This is a genomic window from Paenibacillus sp. sgz302115 (assembly GCF_056120445.1).
In genome coordinates, this window is sequence record NZ_JBVYOK010000002.1 from 221,335 (window position 1) to 236,702 (window position 15,368).

At 49.8% G+C, this 15,368-nt stretch carries 17 protein-coding genes and 1 other RNA gene; 10 read left to right on the top strand and 8 right to left on the bottom strand.

Features of this window, described 5'->3' with window-relative positions:
* Positions 1-9: 9 nt before the first annotated feature.
* Both AC0LWN_RS06505 and AC0LWN_RS06510 read right to left on the bottom strand, forming a co-directional pair.
* Positions 10-198 (bottom strand): hypothetical protein, encoded by a 189-nt coding sequence (locus AC0LWN_RS06505; protein ID WP_175374354.1) that lies wholly within the window; start codon positions 196-198, stop codon positions 10-12.
* A gap of 177 nt (positions 199-375) precedes the next feature.
* On the bottom strand, positions 376-1,203 hold the full coding sequence (locus AC0LWN_RS06510; protein ID WP_458963175.1) for a YitT family protein: 828 nt from the start codon (positions 1,201-1,203) through the stop codon (positions 376-378).
* A 321-nt stretch (positions 1,204-1,524) separates the two neighbouring features.
* Here AC0LWN_RS06510 and cshA point away from each other — a divergent pair, with 321 nt between their 5' ends.
* The gene (gene cshA / locus AC0LWN_RS06515; RefSeq protein WP_474663765.1) at positions 1,525-3,153 is read left to right on the top strand and encodes a degradosome RNA helicase CshA; all 1,629 of its coding nucleotides are present in this window, start codon (positions 1,525-1,527) and stop codon (positions 3,151-3,153) included.
* Positions 3,154-3,225: 72 nt separating this feature from the next.
* On the opposite strand, the gene AC0LWN_RS06520 is transcribed toward cshA, so the two are convergent.
* A complete protein-coding gene (locus AC0LWN_RS06520) occupies positions 3,226-3,318 on the bottom strand; it encodes a YjcZ family sporulation protein (protein ID WP_474663766.1) in 93 nt (30 codons plus the stop codon).
* A 178-nt stretch (positions 3,319-3,496) separates the two neighbouring features.
* Here AC0LWN_RS06520 and AC0LWN_RS06525 point away from each other — a divergent pair, with 178 nt between their 5' ends.
* From AC0LWN_RS06525 to AC0LWN_RS06535, 3 genes are all read left to right on the top strand, one after another.
* Positions 3,497-4,309, top strand: coding sequence for a YesL family protein (locus AC0LWN_RS06525; protein ID WP_474663767.1), 813 nt, complete (start codon positions 3,497-3,499; stop codon positions 4,307-4,309).
* Between the two features lie 103 nt (positions 4,310-4,412).
* Positions 4,413-4,605, top strand: a non-coding RNA gene (gene ssrS / locus AC0LWN_RS06530) — 6S RNA.
* A 162-nt stretch (positions 4,606-4,767) separates the two neighbouring features.
* A complete protein-coding gene (locus AC0LWN_RS06535; protein ID WP_019911819.1) occupies positions 4,768-5,157 on the top strand; it encodes a DUF1499 domain-containing protein in 390 nt (129 codons plus the stop codon).
* An 84-nt stretch (positions 5,158-5,241) separates the two neighbouring features.
* Here AC0LWN_RS06535 and tpx read toward each other — a convergent pair whose 3' ends face one another.
* Positions 5,242-5,760: a thiol peroxidase gene (tpx, locus tag AC0LWN_RS06540; RefSeq protein WP_474663768.1), complete on the bottom strand. Its 519-nt coding sequence runs from the start codon at positions 5,758-5,760 to the stop codon at positions 5,242-5,244.
* Positions 5,761-5,876: 116 nt separating this feature from the next.
* Between tpx and AC0LWN_RS06545 the strand changes: the two genes are divergently transcribed.
* On the top strand, positions 5,877-6,503 hold the full coding sequence (locus AC0LWN_RS06545) for a rhomboid family intramembrane serine protease (protein WP_474663769.1): 627 nt from the start codon (positions 5,877-5,879) through the stop codon (positions 6,501-6,503).
* A 13-nt stretch (positions 6,504-6,516) separates the two neighbouring features.
* Positions 6,517-7,431 carry a glutamate biosynthesis transcriptional regulator GltC gene (gene gltC / locus AC0LWN_RS06550; protein ID WP_458963180.1) on the top strand — a complete coding sequence of 305 codons (915 nt, stop codon included), beginning with the start codon at positions 6,517-6,519 and terminating at the stop codon, positions 7,429-7,431.
* A gap of 37 nt (positions 7,432-7,468) precedes the next feature.
* On the opposite strand, the gene AC0LWN_RS06555 is transcribed toward gltC, so the two are convergent.
* A complete protein-coding gene (locus AC0LWN_RS06555; RefSeq protein WP_019911815.1) occupies positions 7,469-8,146 on the bottom strand; it encodes a zinc metallopeptidase in 678 nt (225 codons plus the stop codon).
* Between the two features lie 32 nt (positions 8,147-8,178).
* Positions 8,179-8,610, bottom strand: coding sequence for a MerR family transcriptional regulator (locus AC0LWN_RS06560; RefSeq protein WP_458963181.1), 432 nt, complete (start codon positions 8,608-8,610; stop codon positions 8,179-8,181).
* Positions 8,611-9,168: 558 nt separating this feature from the next.
* Here AC0LWN_RS06560 and AC0LWN_RS06565 point away from each other — a divergent pair.
* From AC0LWN_RS06565 to AC0LWN_RS06575, 3 genes are read left to right on the top strand one after another with little or no spacing between them, the layout of a single operon-like run.
* Positions 9,169-10,566: an ammonium transporter gene (locus AC0LWN_RS06565; RefSeq protein ID WP_474663770.1), complete on the top strand. Its 1,398-nt coding sequence runs from the start codon at positions 9,169-9,171 to the stop codon at positions 10,564-10,566.
* A 24-nt stretch (positions 10,567-10,590) separates the two neighbouring features.
* The gene (locus AC0LWN_RS06570) at positions 10,591-11,673 is read left to right on the top strand and encodes a DUF294 nucleotidyltransferase-like domain-containing protein (protein ID WP_474663771.1); all 1,083 of its coding nucleotides are present in this window, start codon (positions 10,591-10,593) and stop codon (positions 11,671-11,673) included.
* Positions 11,670-12,419 carry an exonuclease domain-containing protein gene (locus tag AC0LWN_RS06575; protein ID WP_474663772.1) on the top strand — a complete coding sequence of 250 codons (750 nt, stop codon included), beginning with the start codon at positions 11,670-11,672 and terminating at the stop codon, positions 12,417-12,419. The genes AC0LWN_RS06570 and AC0LWN_RS06575 overlap by 4 nt, the downstream gene beginning before the upstream one ends.
* On the opposite strand, the gene AC0LWN_RS06580 is transcribed toward AC0LWN_RS06575, so the two are convergent.
* Positions 12,401-12,877, bottom strand: coding sequence for a M67 family metallopeptidase (locus AC0LWN_RS06580; RefSeq protein WP_474663773.1), 477 nt, complete (start codon positions 12,875-12,877; stop codon positions 12,401-12,403). The genes AC0LWN_RS06575 and AC0LWN_RS06580 overlap by 19 nt on opposite strands.
* Before the next feature lie 146 nt (positions 12,878-13,023).
* On the opposite strand from AC0LWN_RS06580, the gene AC0LWN_RS06585 reads away from it, so the two are divergent.
* Positions 13,024-13,593 (top strand): TlpA family protein disulfide reductase, encoded by a 570-nt coding sequence (locus AC0LWN_RS06585; RefSeq protein WP_474663774.1) that lies wholly within the window; start codon positions 13,024-13,026, stop codon positions 13,591-13,593.
* Between the two features lie 101 nt (positions 13,594-13,694).
* Here the strand turns inward: AC0LWN_RS06585 and cimA are convergent, their stop codons facing one another.
* On the bottom strand, positions 13,695-15,314 hold the full coding sequence (gene cimA, locus AC0LWN_RS06590; RefSeq protein WP_474663775.1) for a citramalate synthase: 1,620 nt from the start codon (positions 15,312-15,314) through the stop codon (positions 13,695-13,697).
* Positions 15,315-15,368: the final 54 nt, after the last annotated feature.

The window sequence follows — 15,368 nt, forward strand, 5'->3', positions numbered from 1 at the left end:
TGGCGCTTGCTAATGAAGATACGCAGAATTCTGATGCTCGCAAATGCTGTAATGGATGATATCCATGGCATCGGCAGGCTCCAGAATACTCAGACCGTCACGCAGAACGATTACGGAATTCAATTCGTCCTGTTTTAGAAAAGGCATCATATCCGGATACCATCTCATGACGATTGCTGACAGTTTTACCGTTTCCATTTCCACAAAAATCACCCTTTCCTTTTTCGAATCGAACTGAATTGAAATTCAAGGTCCACCCGGAAAACGAAGTGCTTGGAAAAAAGAGGGTAAATCACAATCTTCATGAAATTGTTAAGGGTCCTGCGTGGTTCTAATATATCATATATTCAATATATGCGCATTTCTTTTGAGGATTTACCTTTTGCGGAATGAGCCCATGACTCCGACCGTTTCCACAATATTGACAAAAGCCTGAGGATCGCTGGTTCTGATGATCCGCTTCAGCTCTGCAAGCTCATAACGGGTTGTTACTGTCATTAGCATGTCCCTTTCCACATGAGAATAAGCGCCCTCTGTCTTGATCTTTGTGACTCCGCGCTGTAGCCCGAGCAACTGCTGCAGCAGCTCGTCCGTCCTTGTAGTTACAATGTATACGGTAACTTTAATGTGACTGACGTGGATCAGATCAACAACCTTGCCGCTGACATAGATGGATATCATAGAAGCGAGCGCGAGGTTCCAGTTGTTGTCAAAATAAGCTGCGGCGAGAATCACAAGCCCGTTCAACCCCACCAGCACATTGCCGATGGGGAAGTCGCGGTAACGCGTGATAATCGAGCCAAGAATATCGAACCCGCCGGAAGAACCGCCGACCCGGAAGGATATTCCGGCGCCGACGCCCACAAGCACTCCCCCGAAGACGGAGGCCAGCAGCATATCCGATGCCACTGTAGCTGTGGGAATTAGTGCCATCAGCCAGGTAGTGGCGCCTACAGATAGGATGCTGAGGGTGATGAATCTCCGGCCGAGCTGGAACCAGCCTGCCACCAGCAGGGGCACATTGAACAGCAGGTATAGCAGGCTGATATTAAACGGTGTAAAATAGCCCACCAGCATGGCGAGACCGGATACCCCGCCACTGAGCAGTCTGTGGGGGATGAGAAACAGGTTAAAGCCGCAGGCTATCATCGCCGAACCGAAGATGACAGCCAGGTAATTTCCGATTAGTCTTAAGCTTGACAAGCAGGTTCACCTCTGTCTTTAAATGTAAATAATGAAAGAAAGGAATGTACTGGTATTCCTAAAGGGGTTTGTGATATAATGTATAGGATATTCTTGAGTAGGACGTTACAATGGTATTTTTGCATTGCTTAGAATGCGAAATTACAATTGTTCAGGCGGATATAAATGGCCTGATCTAAGGACAGCTTTTGGTCCCAAACGCGCACGCTAAACCATGCAGAGAATCCGGCATGATTGGACAGCCTATAAGTGTGTTTACCGCTACTTAAGAATACAGACAAGCATGTGGAATGTCCACTATATAGAAGGAGCATGAATAATTTGAAAACATTCGCAGAATTCGGCTTGGAGCCAAAAGTGCTACAAGCAATCTTGGAGCTTGGATTTGAAGAAGCAACACCTATACAGGAGCAAGCCATTCCGATTGCTCTGACCGGATCGGACATGATCGGACAGGCGCAGACCGGTACAGGTAAAACCGCCGCTTTCGGGATTCCCCTTATTTCCAAGATCGCCCGTGATGAAGAAAAAATCCTTGCGCTGGTAATGACACCTACACGCGAGCTGGCTATTCAGGTAGCTGAAGAAATTGGCAAGCTTACCCGCTTCAAGGGACTTCGTTCACTGGCTATCTACGGCGGGCAGGATATCGGCCGCCAAATCCGCGGACTGAAGAAGAAACCACAAATCATTATCGGTACACCTGGACGCCTTCTGGACCACATTAACCGCAAAACCATCCGTCTTGATGACGTGCAGACCATTGTACTCGACGAAGCGGATGAAATGCTGGATATGGGCTTCATGGAAGACATCCAGACAATCCTCAAGCTTGTACCGGAAGAACGCCAAACCATGCTGTTCTCAGCTACAATGCCTCCTAACATTCAACGTCTTGCCCAGCAGTTCCTGAAGAATCCGCAGCATGTTTCCGTTATCCCGAAACAAATCAGCGCACCTCTGATTGATCAGGCCTACATCGAAGTTCCTGAGCGCCAGAAGTTTGAAGCCCTGAGCCGTCTGATTGATATGGAATCTCCTGATTTGGCAATCGTATTCGGCCGTACCAAACGCCGGGTTGATGAGCTGGCTGAAGGCTTGCAAAAACGCGGCTATTCCGCAGACGGGCTGCATGGCGACTTGTCCCAGAACCAGCGTGATGCGGTAATGCGCAAATTCCGCGACGGCAGCATTGATGTCCTGGTTGCTACTGACGTAGCGGCACGCGGACTCGACGTTTCCGGTGTAACTCACGTTATCAACTTTGACCTTCCGCAAGATCCGGAAAGCTATGTACACCGTATCGGCCGTACCGGCCGCGCGGGCAAGGAAGGTACCGCCTGGTCTTTCGTAACTCCACGCGAGATGGATCACCTGCATTTGATTGAGCGTGTTACCCGTCACCGCATTACACGCAAGCCGCTTCCGACAATGGCTGAGGCTATTGAAGGCAAGCAGCGCGTAACAGCCGAACGTTTGCTGGCAGTGGTTGAAGGCGGCGGTGAGCTGAACGAATACAAAGGCATCGCTATCCAGTTGCTCGAGCAATACGATTCGGTACAGCTTCTGTCCGCAGCAATGAAGCTGCTTACTGGTGAAACCAAAGATGCCCAGGTTGAATTGACACCGGAAGATCCGATCCGTGTTAAACGCCGGGGCGGCAAAAATGATATCCGCAGCGGCCGCAAGCCTAACGGCGGATATGGCGGCAACCGCACAGGTTCCGGAGGCGGCGGATACCGTGGCAACCGTGACAACGCAAGCGGCGGCAGCCGTGGCGGTTATAGCAGCGGCTACGGCAGCGGAGGATACGGCGGCGGCTATAAAGGCAACCGTGATTCCGGAGCTGGCCGTGACGCCGGTGCCGGACGCAGCGGAGACCGCAAACCGTCTACACGTCCAAGCAGCACAAGCACGCGTCCTGCTAAGCGTGAAGATTACGACATTTAAGCAGCAGATTTGCTCATAAGGAGAAGACGAGTAACCGGATGGCGGTTCTCGTCTTCTTTTTTTAATTCCGTATTAGATAAATGTTTTGGTGATGATTACGAGCAGAATGAACAATACAAGGATAGTGCCGGTAGATGTAAACGGGTTGCAACAAGGATTGGACATTTGGTTAACCTCCTTTAGGTGAGTGGTTAGCGTGGTTACGATTCTAATATATGGACTCTCCGCTAAGTCTGCGTAGACAATAACCTAGTATTCGTCAACTTGGGCGCTGGAAAAGTCCGGGGCAAATAAGGTATAGTAAAGGTACGCAGTATGCGCGAGACAGACAGGAGGAAGGGAATTGGAGTTTAAAGGAGCAATGGGCGGTTTATACCGCATCACAGAGTGGATATCACGCATCGCCTTCAGCAATATTTTGTGGGCGTTATGTTCAGTCCCGTTTCTGTTCATGGCAGTGATGAAGATGATTATGCTGGGTTCAAACGCAGGTGGGCCAAATGAGCAGATTACGCTCAACTGGGCGCTTGGCATTTTGGCGCCATTCACTGTGTTTCCGGCAACGGCGGCGCTGTTTACAGTGGTCCGCAAATGGGTTATGGGCAATACGGATGTCAGCACGTTCCGCACTTTTTTTCAGGGGTACAAAGAGAACTATTTCAAAAGCATGCTCGGGGGGATTATCTACACCTTACTGTTTGTCGTGATGTACGTTGATGTGACCGTATACATGACTCAGATGGCCAATTTTAAAATCGTCGGCATACTAATGCTGGTGTTGATGATTATTTTGTTCGTCTCCATGTTCAACTTTTTTTCGATTGTGGTCCATTACCAGATGACCTTCAAAGAAGTGGCGACCAATTCTATTCTGTTGACTATCGCCCGTCCGATCCGTGTGTTCTCCACTCTAATCGGCTCGGCGGTTCTTGCTTATATTGGTCTGCGGTATTCGGTGCTGTATGTGATCTGTATTCCGACATTGATCGCTATGCTGGCCTTTTTTAACTTCTTTGCCACTTATAACAAGCTGCAGATGCAGGTTGAGAAGAAGAAGCAGGAAGAGGAGCTTGCCGCTCTGGAAGCCGCTGAGAAAGAGGCAAGTGAGCAGCAGGACGAAGAGGATGACGCGGATCAGGATCATAAGAAGATTTAACATAGGGGTAACACTAGCCGTCCAAATGGGCGAAAATTGTAATCCGTTACTAATTAAAGCGCATACAGGTTTACTTTTTTGTCAAAAAGAAATATAATAGCTATAAATCCTGCGATGTGCGTTTACGGTTGCTCGTTGTTTTGAACCAATGATAATGTCTTGGGAGATCTATATGAAGCGCAGCTGAACAGCCCTGTCTATATGACTTGGGGAATTCAAAAACGACTTCTGCGGCCACCCACCTGCTATAGCAGGTTCAGAAGACACTGTAGCCGGACGGCATAGGCGGGTTTCAACTGTTTTTGACAAGGTGCCCTGTTTTCCCGCGTTGCTGCGGGTGCAGGGTACCTTTTTATGTATGGAGATCATTTGATAAAGTGAGCAATGCCCTTTTGTTCCGGGGATAAGAATGTTACACTTAAGGTAATGAACTTGGGATTTGTAGAGGGGGAAGTATTTTGTCGTTGAAAAGAACCTTGGTCGGTTTATTTCGCAGTCATGACGGAACAAGCGACCGTGCAAAAGATCCGGCATTAAAGACGCGTTATTACACTCTTTCAAGAGACAAGGCGTGGGAGGAAATATCCTCAACGCTGAAGAAGATTCCTGGATTCAAGGTGCTTCATGAGGTGCAGTCTGTCGGAGAAATTATTCTTGAGAAAAGAACCGGATTCGGCCGCACGCTGGATATCACCGTTTCTGTGCTGAATACTACGCCGGTGCGTTGCGCGATTGATATTTATTCCGCATCGAGAGGATCGCTTGGCGATCTAGGCGCTAACTACCGCGTCATTCAGCGTTTGTACCAGTCACTGGACAAGAAGCTGGGCAAATATAAGATCGACTAATATAAATTCATCCATAAGCAAAAAGCGGGAGAAGGAGGTCCTTCTGCCGCTTTTTTTCAAATATATTAGGCTCATTCCCGATAATTACAGTAGTTCCTTCACAGCGGCTATAGCAGCTTCATAGTTAGGATGCTCGGTCATTTCGGCTAAGTACTCGACATATGCCAGTATGTTGTTCTTGTCTACTACAAAGATAGAGCGCATATCCAGGCGGAATTCTTTGATCAGCACGCCATAGGCTTGTCCGAAAGATGCTGTTTTGTGGTCGGAAAGTGTAATGACACGATCAATGCCTGCGGCGCCGCACCAGCGGGCTTGGGCGAATGGCAGGTCCATACTGATGGTGAGGACGACCACTTCATCTCCGAGCTCTGCAGCTTCAGTGTTGAAGCGGCGGGTCTGTGCATCGCATACACCGGTATCCAGAGAAGGTACAACGCTGATCAGCTTGATTTTACCGGCATAATCGCTAAGCGACGCGTCTTCCAGCAGATTCTTGCTCACCACGAAATCTGGCGCGGAATCACCGGCTTTCAGCTCTGGTCCTACGAGAGTGATGGGGCTACTTTTAAATGTGGCTGCGCCTGTTCTTTCTTGCGTCATTTCCTTGTTCCTCCTTGAATTGCATTATTGGATTCTTACTGCCAGAATAAATTATAATCTTTTTAGAAGCTTCGTGTCCAACCGGACAAGAACAAGATACATAAAGGGATGGTGCTATGATATTCATAAGGTATGAGAAATGGAAAGGGTACATTCGCTATTACCCGGTAACCTGTATTTTAATTCTGTTAAATGTAATCATGTTTATTGTGTTGACTGCGAACGGCGGCTCTACCAATCTGCAGACACTTCTGGATTACGGGGCTACTCTGAATGCGGGTCCCGAAAAAGATGAGCTGTGGCGTTATGTTACGGCGACTTTTTTGCATAACGGGTTTGCCCATTTATTCTTTAACTGCTTTGCATTATTGGTGTTTGCCCCGCCGCTTGAGCGGTTGATGGGCTGGTGGCGCTATGCGCTGCTCTATTTGGCCGGAGGGTTCATCGCCAATTATTTGGCGGTTGCAATCAGCAGCCGTTCGGTTGTTGACGTGGCTACAGTCTCCGTAGGCGCTTCAGGCGCAATCTACGCCATCTATGGTGCCTTTCTCTATATTGCCTTACTGCAGCGCGGAATGATGGATGAGGGCTCCCGCAAGACGTTGTACGGCCTTCTGGTGATGGGGGTTATTATGTCCTTTGCCACGCCAAATGTGAATTGGATGGCCCATCTCAGCGGATTGGGAGCCGGTTTTTTCCTCTATGGATTGATTATCCGTATATTCAAAAAAAGCCGACGATAAAGAGGGTGAAGACGTGGAGCTTAGACAGCTTCAGTATTTTTTGAAGGTTGCCCAAAAAGAGCATGTTACAAGAGCTGCAGAAGAGCTGCATGTAGCGCAGTCTGCGGTCAGCCGCCAGATTCATCAGCTCGAGCAGGAGCTTGGCGTAGATTTGTTCATGCAAAAAGGCCGCAACCTGCAGCTGACGCCGGTAGGACAGCTCTTTTGCAAAAGGGTCGAGTCCGTGCTGAAGGAGCTCGAGCGCTCCGTGGCGGAGGTGCATGAATTTCTGGACCCGGAGCGCGGCGAGATCCGTATCGGTTTTCCGCACAGCCTGGGGACCCATCTAATCCCTTCGATTGTTGCGGAATTCCGGCGCCATTACCCGCATGTCAAGTTTCGCTTTAAGCAGGGAGCATATCCCTCCTTGATTAAGGATGTGCTCTCAGGCGAAGTTGACCTCGCCTTCATCTCGCCTTTCCCGGAGAGTGCCGAGCATATTGCCGGAGATATTGTTATGACAGAGGAGCTATTCGCCATCCTTCCGCAGAATCATCCGCTGGCTGGAGAGAAGCTCATTCGCCTCGAGCAACTGCGCGACGAGAAATTTGTCTTGTTCAGCCAGGGATATTCCTTGAGGCCGATTGTATGGCAGGCCTGTGTGCAGGCTGGCTTTAAGCCGCAGATTGCCTTTGAAGGCGGGGAAACGGATACTATACGCGGCTTGGTTGCTGCAGGGATGGGAGTGAGCCTCCTTCCGGAAATGGCCTTGTATCAGACTAATCCGATGCAGCCGGCACAGGTGCGCGTTGTAGAACCCGCTGTAACAAGAACGGTGGGGCTTATTCACCGCAGTGACGGTAAGCTGCCGCTGGTGGCCCGTTCTTTTCGCACTTTCCTGTTAACTTATTTTAAAGACAGAAATAACAATACCCCGGTTGGCTCATAGCCTTCCGGGGTATTGTTTATGCCTGCGGGTTGCAAGCTTAGTCGCGGTTTCCAAGGAACATGGCAATCAAACGGATCAGCTCAAGCAGGGAGACCAAGGCTGCAGCCACATAAGTCAAAGCTGCTGCATTCAGAACTTTGGCTACGCCGCGTTCTTCCTCGTTGCGAATGTAGCCTTGCTCCACCATCACCTGGCGCGCCCGGTTGCTTGCGTTGAATTCAACGGGGAGAGTCACAAGCTGGAAAGCCACGGCAGCCGAGAAGAAAATGATGCCTAGACCGATAAGGTTAAGGGAGCTGAAGATGAAGCCGGCCAGCAGCATGAATGGCGCAACCCCGGAGGCGAAATTGACGACCGGGAACATCCGGTGGCGCAGAGTAAGCATTGGATAGTGTACCTTATGCTGAATGGCGTGGCCGACCTCGTGGCAAGCCACAGAAATGGCAGCTATGGAGCTTTCATAATATACCGGCTCTGACAAGCGCACAACCCGGTGAACGGGGTCGTAGTGGTCGGAGAGCGAGCCGCGTACTGGTTCGATTGGAACGTCACTAAGCCCGTTCGCATCAAGCATACGCCGGGCGGCATCGTAGCCGGTCATACCGCTCATGTTGGCTACCTTAGCCCATTTATTGAAGTTGCCCTTAACTCTGAATTGAGCCCATAAAGAGAATAGAAACGCAACAATTACTAACAGATACATCAAAGAATTCATATGTCATTCCTCCACTATAATTTACATGCAGTTTACATTGGCGGCCCCTGCATCAGCAGAAGCCGGATCGCTTCCATACAGGCAACTCCTTGTGGAAGCAGTGTAGCCAGCGCCCGTCTGGCTTGAACGGGCTTCAACCCGTTGATGATCGGTTCCAGCGCCTTCACCTCACGCTCAAGCCGCTGCATATGGATCTCAAGCTCGACCAGTTTGTCCGAAACATCAGTTTCAGGGGTAGCTGCATTCCACTTGCTCATCATGGATTTGATCTCTTCCAAAGTATATTTCTCTTGCTTTAATTGATTAATACGCTCCAAAGCAATCAGGGTTTCATGGCTGTACAGCCGATAATTCTTCATGCTTCTGGATTCTGGCGAAATCAGTCCCAGCTTGGTGTAGTAATCAATTGTCCGCTCACTGATGTGAGCAGCTTTGGCCAGCTCACCGATCCGGTACAAGTTCATATCCCCAAGTTATCTCACCTCGCTAACCGAAGCCGGTTCTTTTTCTGTACACCGTCTTCTTACTATATAAAATATGGAATATCTTTATGATACCAAATGACAAACCATACAGTCAAACGTCACACTTACTTTTAGTATATGCTATACGGCGAGCAAAGATGCTTCTAATCCTTTGTTCTTACAATAAGGATACACCCTTTAATTGAGAGACATCAAATACCTGAAAATACATGACACAACATGTGATGTTATATTAGGAGAAGGTATTTTTGATGCTGTTTTTCGATGAGTATTAATAAAAATGCATATAAATGAATTCAAAATATAGAAGTATATTGAATGCGTTCTCATATCTGAGAGCACTAAAAGCCTGTAAATCTGCGGGTTATCGGCAATTTTAGGGTGGCCAAGTTAAACTGTGAAGAAATCGTGAGCTTCCATAAATAAATTGAAGTATCCAAAAAAATAGTCTTGTCAATTTACCTGACTTCTGATTATAATGACATTAAGAGTTTCACGCTTTGTTAGAAAATATGACATTGGGGAGTGGGGTAAAGAATGAAGAAAAAGATGATAATGATGTTCCTGGCCATGATCACACTGATGGTCTACCCGGTTAGCGCCTTTGCTGCTGATGGTCCTGCGGCACCGGATTTGCAAATCGGATTGGATACGGCGTTCACCTTCCTGGCATTTATCTTAGTATTCTTTATGCAATCAGGGTTTGCAATGCTTGAAGCCGGATCAGTCCGGATGAAGAATGCCGGCCACGTAGCCGGTAAGACGGTGTTGACACTGGCTATTGCAAGTTTGTGTTTCTGGGCTGTTGGCTTCGGTCTTGGCTTCGGTAACGGAAATAGCTTCTTTGGAACTACGGGCTTTTGGTACGGTGGGGATGCACAAGCTGCTTCATTCGATAATGCCCTCGGTTTCTCGGATGTAACCCTCAACGTTAAATTCCTGTTCCAAATGGCTTTTGCCGCAGTTTCCTTGGCCATCGTATCCGGTGGTATGGCTGAACGTGCTAAGCTGAGTGTATATATCATCTTCGGTATTCTCTTCTCGATCGTGATCTATCCTGTTGTAGCACACTGGGTATGGGGCGGAGGCTGGCTGGCTGAACTGAAAATGCAGGATTATGCAGGTTCGACAGTTGTCCATCTTACAGGTGCGACAGCAGCGGTTGTTGCAACTATCTTGCTTAAACCACGTCTTGGCAAGTTTAATAAAGAAGGTAAACCGGTTATTATTCCTGGTCATAACCAAGTATTCACTGTACTCGGTGTAATCATCCTCTGGTTCGGATGGTTCGGATTTAACCCGGGTAGCGCACTGTCTCCGATGGGCGGGTTCTTCGGACACGTAGCTCTGACAACTAACATTGCGGCTGCCGCCGGCGGTCTGGCTGCCTTGATCGCTTCCTGGCTGTACTTTGGTAAGTCTGATATTCCGGCAATGCTGAACGGGGTCCTGGCTGCGCTCGTTGCAATCACTGGTGCTTGCGCATATGTAGAGCCTTGGGCTGCTATTATCATCGGTTTGGTTGCAGGGGCATTCACGTTCATGACCTCGCAATGGCTGGAAAGAGCGGGTCTGGACGATCCGATCTATGCATTCTCCGTACACGGTATTGCAGGGATGTGGGGAGCGTTGTCCACGGGTCTGTTCGCAGCGCCTGATCTGATCACTAAGGGTGCCCTCGTCGGAGAAGCAGGTTTGTTCTACGGCGGCGGATTCCACCAGCTTGGTGTTCAAGCGCTTGGTGTAGCGGGAACCTTCGTATTCGTAGCGGTAGTTTCCTTCATCATCCTGTATGTAATGAAGCTGGTCATGGGTCTGCGTGTAACAGAAGAGGAAGAATTGATGGGTCTGGATATCAGTGAACATGGTACTTACGGATATCCTGAGCAAATGAAGCTGATCGCAGATTCGGAATCCAAAGCCCATAAACTATAAATTTCTCGTTGGGAGGCAGACCGAGTGGCTCAGGTGGAATCGGCAGACTGGAACGAAGATAAAAGATATTTGTCCATCACAACAGCCGGTTCGCCGCAGGAGCTGAAGGCAAGGCGCAGTGCCTGCCAAGATGTACTGCTGGAGCAGTTAAACGTTATCCCGATCGAGGAATGGCTGTCCCGGGTCAATGCCATGCATGACCGGATTGCCGGGACAGCAGTCGACATATGTGAGGCGCAGATGAAGAAGGCGGGCTACGGCCCGCCTCCCTGCGCCTATTCCTTTATTGTCTTCGGCAGTGCAGGAAGGCAGGAAGCTACGCTGTGGAGTGATCAGGATAATGGCCTAATTGTTGAAGGTGAACCGGATGGGCACAAAACAAGATATTTTGAGGCCTTCGGGGCAATGTTGTCCGATGTGCTTGAAGAAGTTGGCTATGAGAAATGTGAAGGTAAAGTGATGTGCTCAGAGCCGTTGTGGCGCAAAACAATGCCAGAATGGAAGCGGCAGCTGGAAGGCTGGATGAGCCAACTGGAGTGGGAGCCGATCCGATATCTCATTATTGCTTCCGATATGCGTCATGTAGCCGGAAGTGCGGCGTTGTCCACGGAGTGGCGTGAAGCTTTTCATGCCGGATTCGTAAATAATGCGAAGCTGTCTACGGCAGTGCTCCGCAATACGGTCCGTCATAAAGCAACGCTGAATCTGCTCGGGCAGGTGCTTACGGAACGTTTTGGCGATTATGCGGGCGGATTTGATGTTAAATATGGTGTCTATATCCCTCTGGTTAATATTGTAAGGCATTTATCGTTACTGCACGGTGTCTGGGACAGTTCGACACTGAAGAGGCTTGAATTGCTGGCTGGGCTGAATGAGTATCAGCATCTTGAGGATATCCGCCGCGCCTTTTTAACTGCTCTGCGCATGCGTGTAAATACACCCTATACCGTTCAGGACGGCTTGTTATCCAGCAGTGACTACATTGCTGAAAGTGATCTGAAGAATAAGCAGCTCTTGTCTGAGCTGCGGGAAAGTCTGCTGCTTGTCAGGCGTCTGCACAAGGCCCTGCAGCGTCAGCTCCGTTCAGCGGAAAGGAGGCAGTCATGAAGGAGCCGAACAAAGGCGGAGGATTCTGGAACAACCTGAGACAGGGCGGAATGCCATCGGCCATCGCTTCCATGAGGGGCGGGGAATCGGCGCAGCAAACCGCACAGCAAATGGCGTTTATTCGCTCCCTTATGCGGGAGAAGCGGCGTCCTGAAGTACTGCATACCCCGCTATCTGAACTTGAGACCGTTATTTTCGATCTGGAAACTACAGGTTTTTCCCATCAGCATGGGGATGAGATTATATCTTTTGGCGCCATTAAAGTGGTGGGAGAGCAGATCAAGGAAGAGGAATGCTTCTACACTCTGGTGAACTGCCAGACAGCAATTCCAGAGGATATTACGAAGCTTACGGGAATTTCGGAAGAAATGACAGCAACAGCGCCGTCCTTGATGGACGCACTGCATAATTTCATGTCATTTGTCGGCCAGCAGGTGCTGGTGGCACATGGCAGCAATCATGATAAGTCTTTCTTAAATGCGGCTCTGTGGAAAACCTCCAAGGTTCAGCTTACCCACAGAGTGCTGGATACAATCATGCTGGCCCGCTGGCTGGAGCCGCACCGCAGCAACTACACGCTGGATGAGCTGCTTGCCGTCCACGACATTCCTATTCATGGCCGGCACAACGCGCTTGAGGATGCCAAAATGACGGCTAAATTATGGGTATCCTACATGCGTGAGATTTCGCAGAAACGACAGATAGAGACCCTGGGGGACCTGTACGCTTATTTAAGCAGACCATAGATTGGCGCGTGCAGCAGTCTATGGTTGAGTTTTCCGTCAACACCTGGCTGCCGGTCGATATAGAACCCATTCAAGCGCAGAGGCTCCTTGCCATTTGATCCGGGAGAACCGATCAGATACACCTTGAATTCGGAGCCTAGGGAAGGTAGGCCCTGAATATCGGCGGTGGAGGGCCAGGGGGCTGAGTGCGGATGGGAATGAAACAAACCGATGGGAGCAGGATTGAGGTAGAGCGCTTTAACCCATTCCTGCGGATCGGGGACAAAGGCATGCAGCGGGTCAGGCGCTACGTTGCGCATAGGCACATAGTCGTCGATGCGCATGCCGCCCGCTGCGGCAGCACCCAGCAGTACTCCGCAGGCCTCCTGCGGATAACAGGATAGCAAGTGCTTCCCCAGCACAAGCTGTACGGAGGAACTCAGCACTATGGGCTGGATTTTTCCCTGGAATGCTGTCATTTGTTCACCCCTCTCTCTTCATAGGGTTTCGTCTTTGGCGAAATCCTCTTTTTTATTCTTTTTTTGCAGATAATGGATGGTTTGAAACAGGGGCCAATGAGGGTACAATAGGAGAAACCCATCCCATTTGCAAAGGATAAACCTCTATGAAAGCTGTGAATAAACGTAATTTAACGGTCCTGGCCGTTATTGTATTTTTGGTCTTTCTGGCGGTAGAGCATAGATTGAAGCCTGAGCCGGAGGCGGTTCCCGCAATTCAGCAGCAGCCGGCCCCGGAGCTTAAGAGCGGTACCGGTGAGGGTCTGCTGGCACCGGCGTTCTCTATGCAGGATAAAGACGGCCACAGCTATAAGGTAGGCGGGACCCGGGAAAAGGCAGTCTTGCTTAACTTTTGGGCTTCCTGGTGCGACCCTTGCCAGAAGGAGGCGCCGGCTCTCAATGCGCTGGCACTGAAATACAAAAATGTGCTCGATATTTATGGAATTAACGTGACCAGTCAGGATTACAAGCCGAATGCAGAACGTTTTGTCAGAAAGTATATGCTGGCGTTTCCGATCATGTATGATCTTAAAGGCGAGGTGTTTGATAAATATAAAGGCGTTGTATTCCCCACCAATGTGCTGGTTGACAAAAATGGGGTAGTCGCCGAAGTGATTCTCGGTTTTCTGTCCCCTGATGAGCTGGAAAAGAAAATTATTGCCCTTACAGGCTCCTGATAAGCAGCAATTAAGCAATTACTGAAGCAAAGCCCCTCTGCATCACGGGAAGTTCCGGCTGCAGGGGGGCTTTGTTTAGACTGGAAAAGGCGTGAGGCAGATTAGTGATTCACAAGTCCGCGGGGTTCACTACTCGCTTCCTTGTCGTTCTCCAGCGATATTTGTCCAAGCAGGGCATAACGCATACTGTCGACCAGAGCTTCCCAGCTGGCTTCGATAACGTTGCTGGATACACCGACGGTACTCCAGGTATCCTTGTAGTCTTTGGACTCAATTAATACGCGTACCTTCGCAGCGGTCTGATCCTTCTCATCTAGTACCCGCACCTTATAGTCGGAAAGATGCATATCCTTAAGCTGCGGAAAGTAGGTGAGCAGCGCCTTGCGCAGCGCGTTGTCGAGCGCGTTGACCGGGCCGTTGCCTTCAGCGGCGGTATACAGATTCTCTCCGCCGACTCTAAGCTTAACGAACGCCTCGGAAACTACGGGGTGACCGGCTGTTTTTTCTACAAGCATCTTGAAGGATTCGAAGGTGAACAGCTCGTTCATCTCTCCGGTTGCTTCGCGAAGCAGCAGCTCCAGGGAGGCATCGGCGCCTTCGAATTGATAACCCTGATGCTCCAGAGTTTTGATTTTGTCGATCACCTTGCGGGCCTGCTCGCTGCTTGGGTCAAGGCTGAGCCCCATGTCCTGCGCCTTGGACAGAACATTGCTCTGTCCGGCCAGCTCGGATACGAGCACCCTTTGCTTGTTCCCGACCAGTTCCGGGGCAATATGCTCATAGGTGCGGGAATCGCGCAGGATTGCGGATACATGAATCCCGCCTTTGTGCGCAAAAGCGGCATTTCCAACATATGGCTGATTCACCGGCAGGTTCACATTGGCGACCTCGCTGATGAAATGGGCCGTATTCGTAAGCTGAGGTAACGAATCGCCAGGGATGCAGTGATACCCCATTTTGAGCTGCAGGGTGGGGATGATTGAGCACAGGTTGGCGTTGCCGCAGCGTTCACCATAGCCGTTGATTGTGCCTTGTACCTGACGGACTCCAGCTCCGATTGCACTAAGCGCATTGGCGACCGCGAGCTCACAGTCGTTATGTGTATGAATGCCGAGTGAAGCTCCAGGGAGCTGCAGGGCAATGCCGGAGACAATCTCCTGAATTTCAAAAGGCAGAGTTCCGCCGTTGGTATCGCACATCACCAGCCAATCGGCACCCGCGTCGCGGGCTGTCGCCAGTACGGCAGCAGCGTATTCGGCATTGTTCTTATATCCGTCGAAGAAATGCTCAGCATCAAAAATGACTTCAAGTCCCTTGCGTTTGAGGTACGAGATGGATTCGCCGATCATGGCGAGATTTTCTTCAAGTGTAGTCTGCAGCGCAGTATGCACATGGAAGTCCCATGATTTGCCGACCAGTGTGGCTGCGGGAACACCGGCGTCGATTATTCTTTGCAGGTTGTCGTCATGCTCGGTAATGGAGTTCTTGCGCCGGGTGCTGCCGAATGCGGTGATTTTGGCATTCAGATGCAGCTCCTTGACTCTTTTAAAAAACTCAATGTCTTTGTTGTTGCTTCCCGGGATGCCACCTTCAATATAGTGAACACCCAGATCATCGAGTTTCTTGGCAATTTTCAGCTTGTCATCCGCTGACAGACTGATACCTTCACCTTGGGTGCCGTCACGCAGCGTCGTATCGAAGATGGAAATGGACTTAGACATGAGAGTCCTCCTAAAAGTTTGAATTTTTATATTATAGCATTTTTACGCGGGAAT

What these genes read in the sequence shown, in the direction of transcription:
- AC0LWN_RS06585 (WP_474663774.1), top strand. Translation starts at nt 13,024, where the DNA reads ATGAAAGCTGTGAATAAACGTAATTTAACGGTCCTGGCCGTTATTGTA.
- AC0LWN_RS06545 (WP_474663769.1), top strand. Translation starts at nt 5,877, where the DNA reads ATGATATTCATAAGGTATGAGAAATGGAAAGGGTACATTCGCTATTAC.
- AC0LWN_RS06580 (WP_474663773.1), bottom strand. Translation starts at nt 12,877, where the DNA reads ATGACAGCATTCCAGGGAAAAATCCAGCCCATAGTGCTGAGTTCCTCC.
- AC0LWN_RS06575 (WP_474663772.1), top strand. Translation starts at nt 11,670, where the DNA reads ATGAAGGAGCCGAACAAAGGCGGAGGATTCTGGAACAACCTGAGACAG.
- AC0LWN_RS06520 (WP_474663766.1), bottom strand. Translation starts at nt 3,318, where the DNA reads ATGTCCAATCCTTGTTGCAACCCGTTTACATCTACCGGCACTATCCTT.
- AC0LWN_RS06560 (WP_458963181.1), bottom strand. Translation starts at nt 8,610, where the DNA reads ATGAACTTGTACCGGATCGGTGAGCTGGCCAAAGCTGCTCACATCAGT.
- cimA (WP_474663775.1), bottom strand. Translation starts at nt 15,314, where the DNA reads ATGTCTAAGTCCATTTCCATCTTCGATACGACGCTGCGTGACGGCACC.
- AC0LWN_RS06555 (WP_019911815.1), bottom strand. Translation starts at nt 8,146, where the DNA reads ATGAATTCTTTGATGTATCTGTTAGTAATTGTTGCGTTTCTATTCTCT.
- AC0LWN_RS06565 (WP_474663770.1), top strand. Translation starts at nt 9,169, where the DNA reads ATGAAGAAAAAGATGATAATGATGTTCCTGGCCATGATCACACTGATG.
- tpx (WP_474663768.1), bottom strand. Translation starts at nt 5,760, where the DNA reads ATGACGCAAGAAAGAACAGGCGCAGCCACATTTAAAAGTAGCCCCATC.
- AC0LWN_RS06505 (WP_175374354.1), bottom strand. Translation starts at nt 198, where the DNA reads ATGGAAACGGTAAAACTGTCAGCAATCGTCATGAGATGGTATCCGGAT.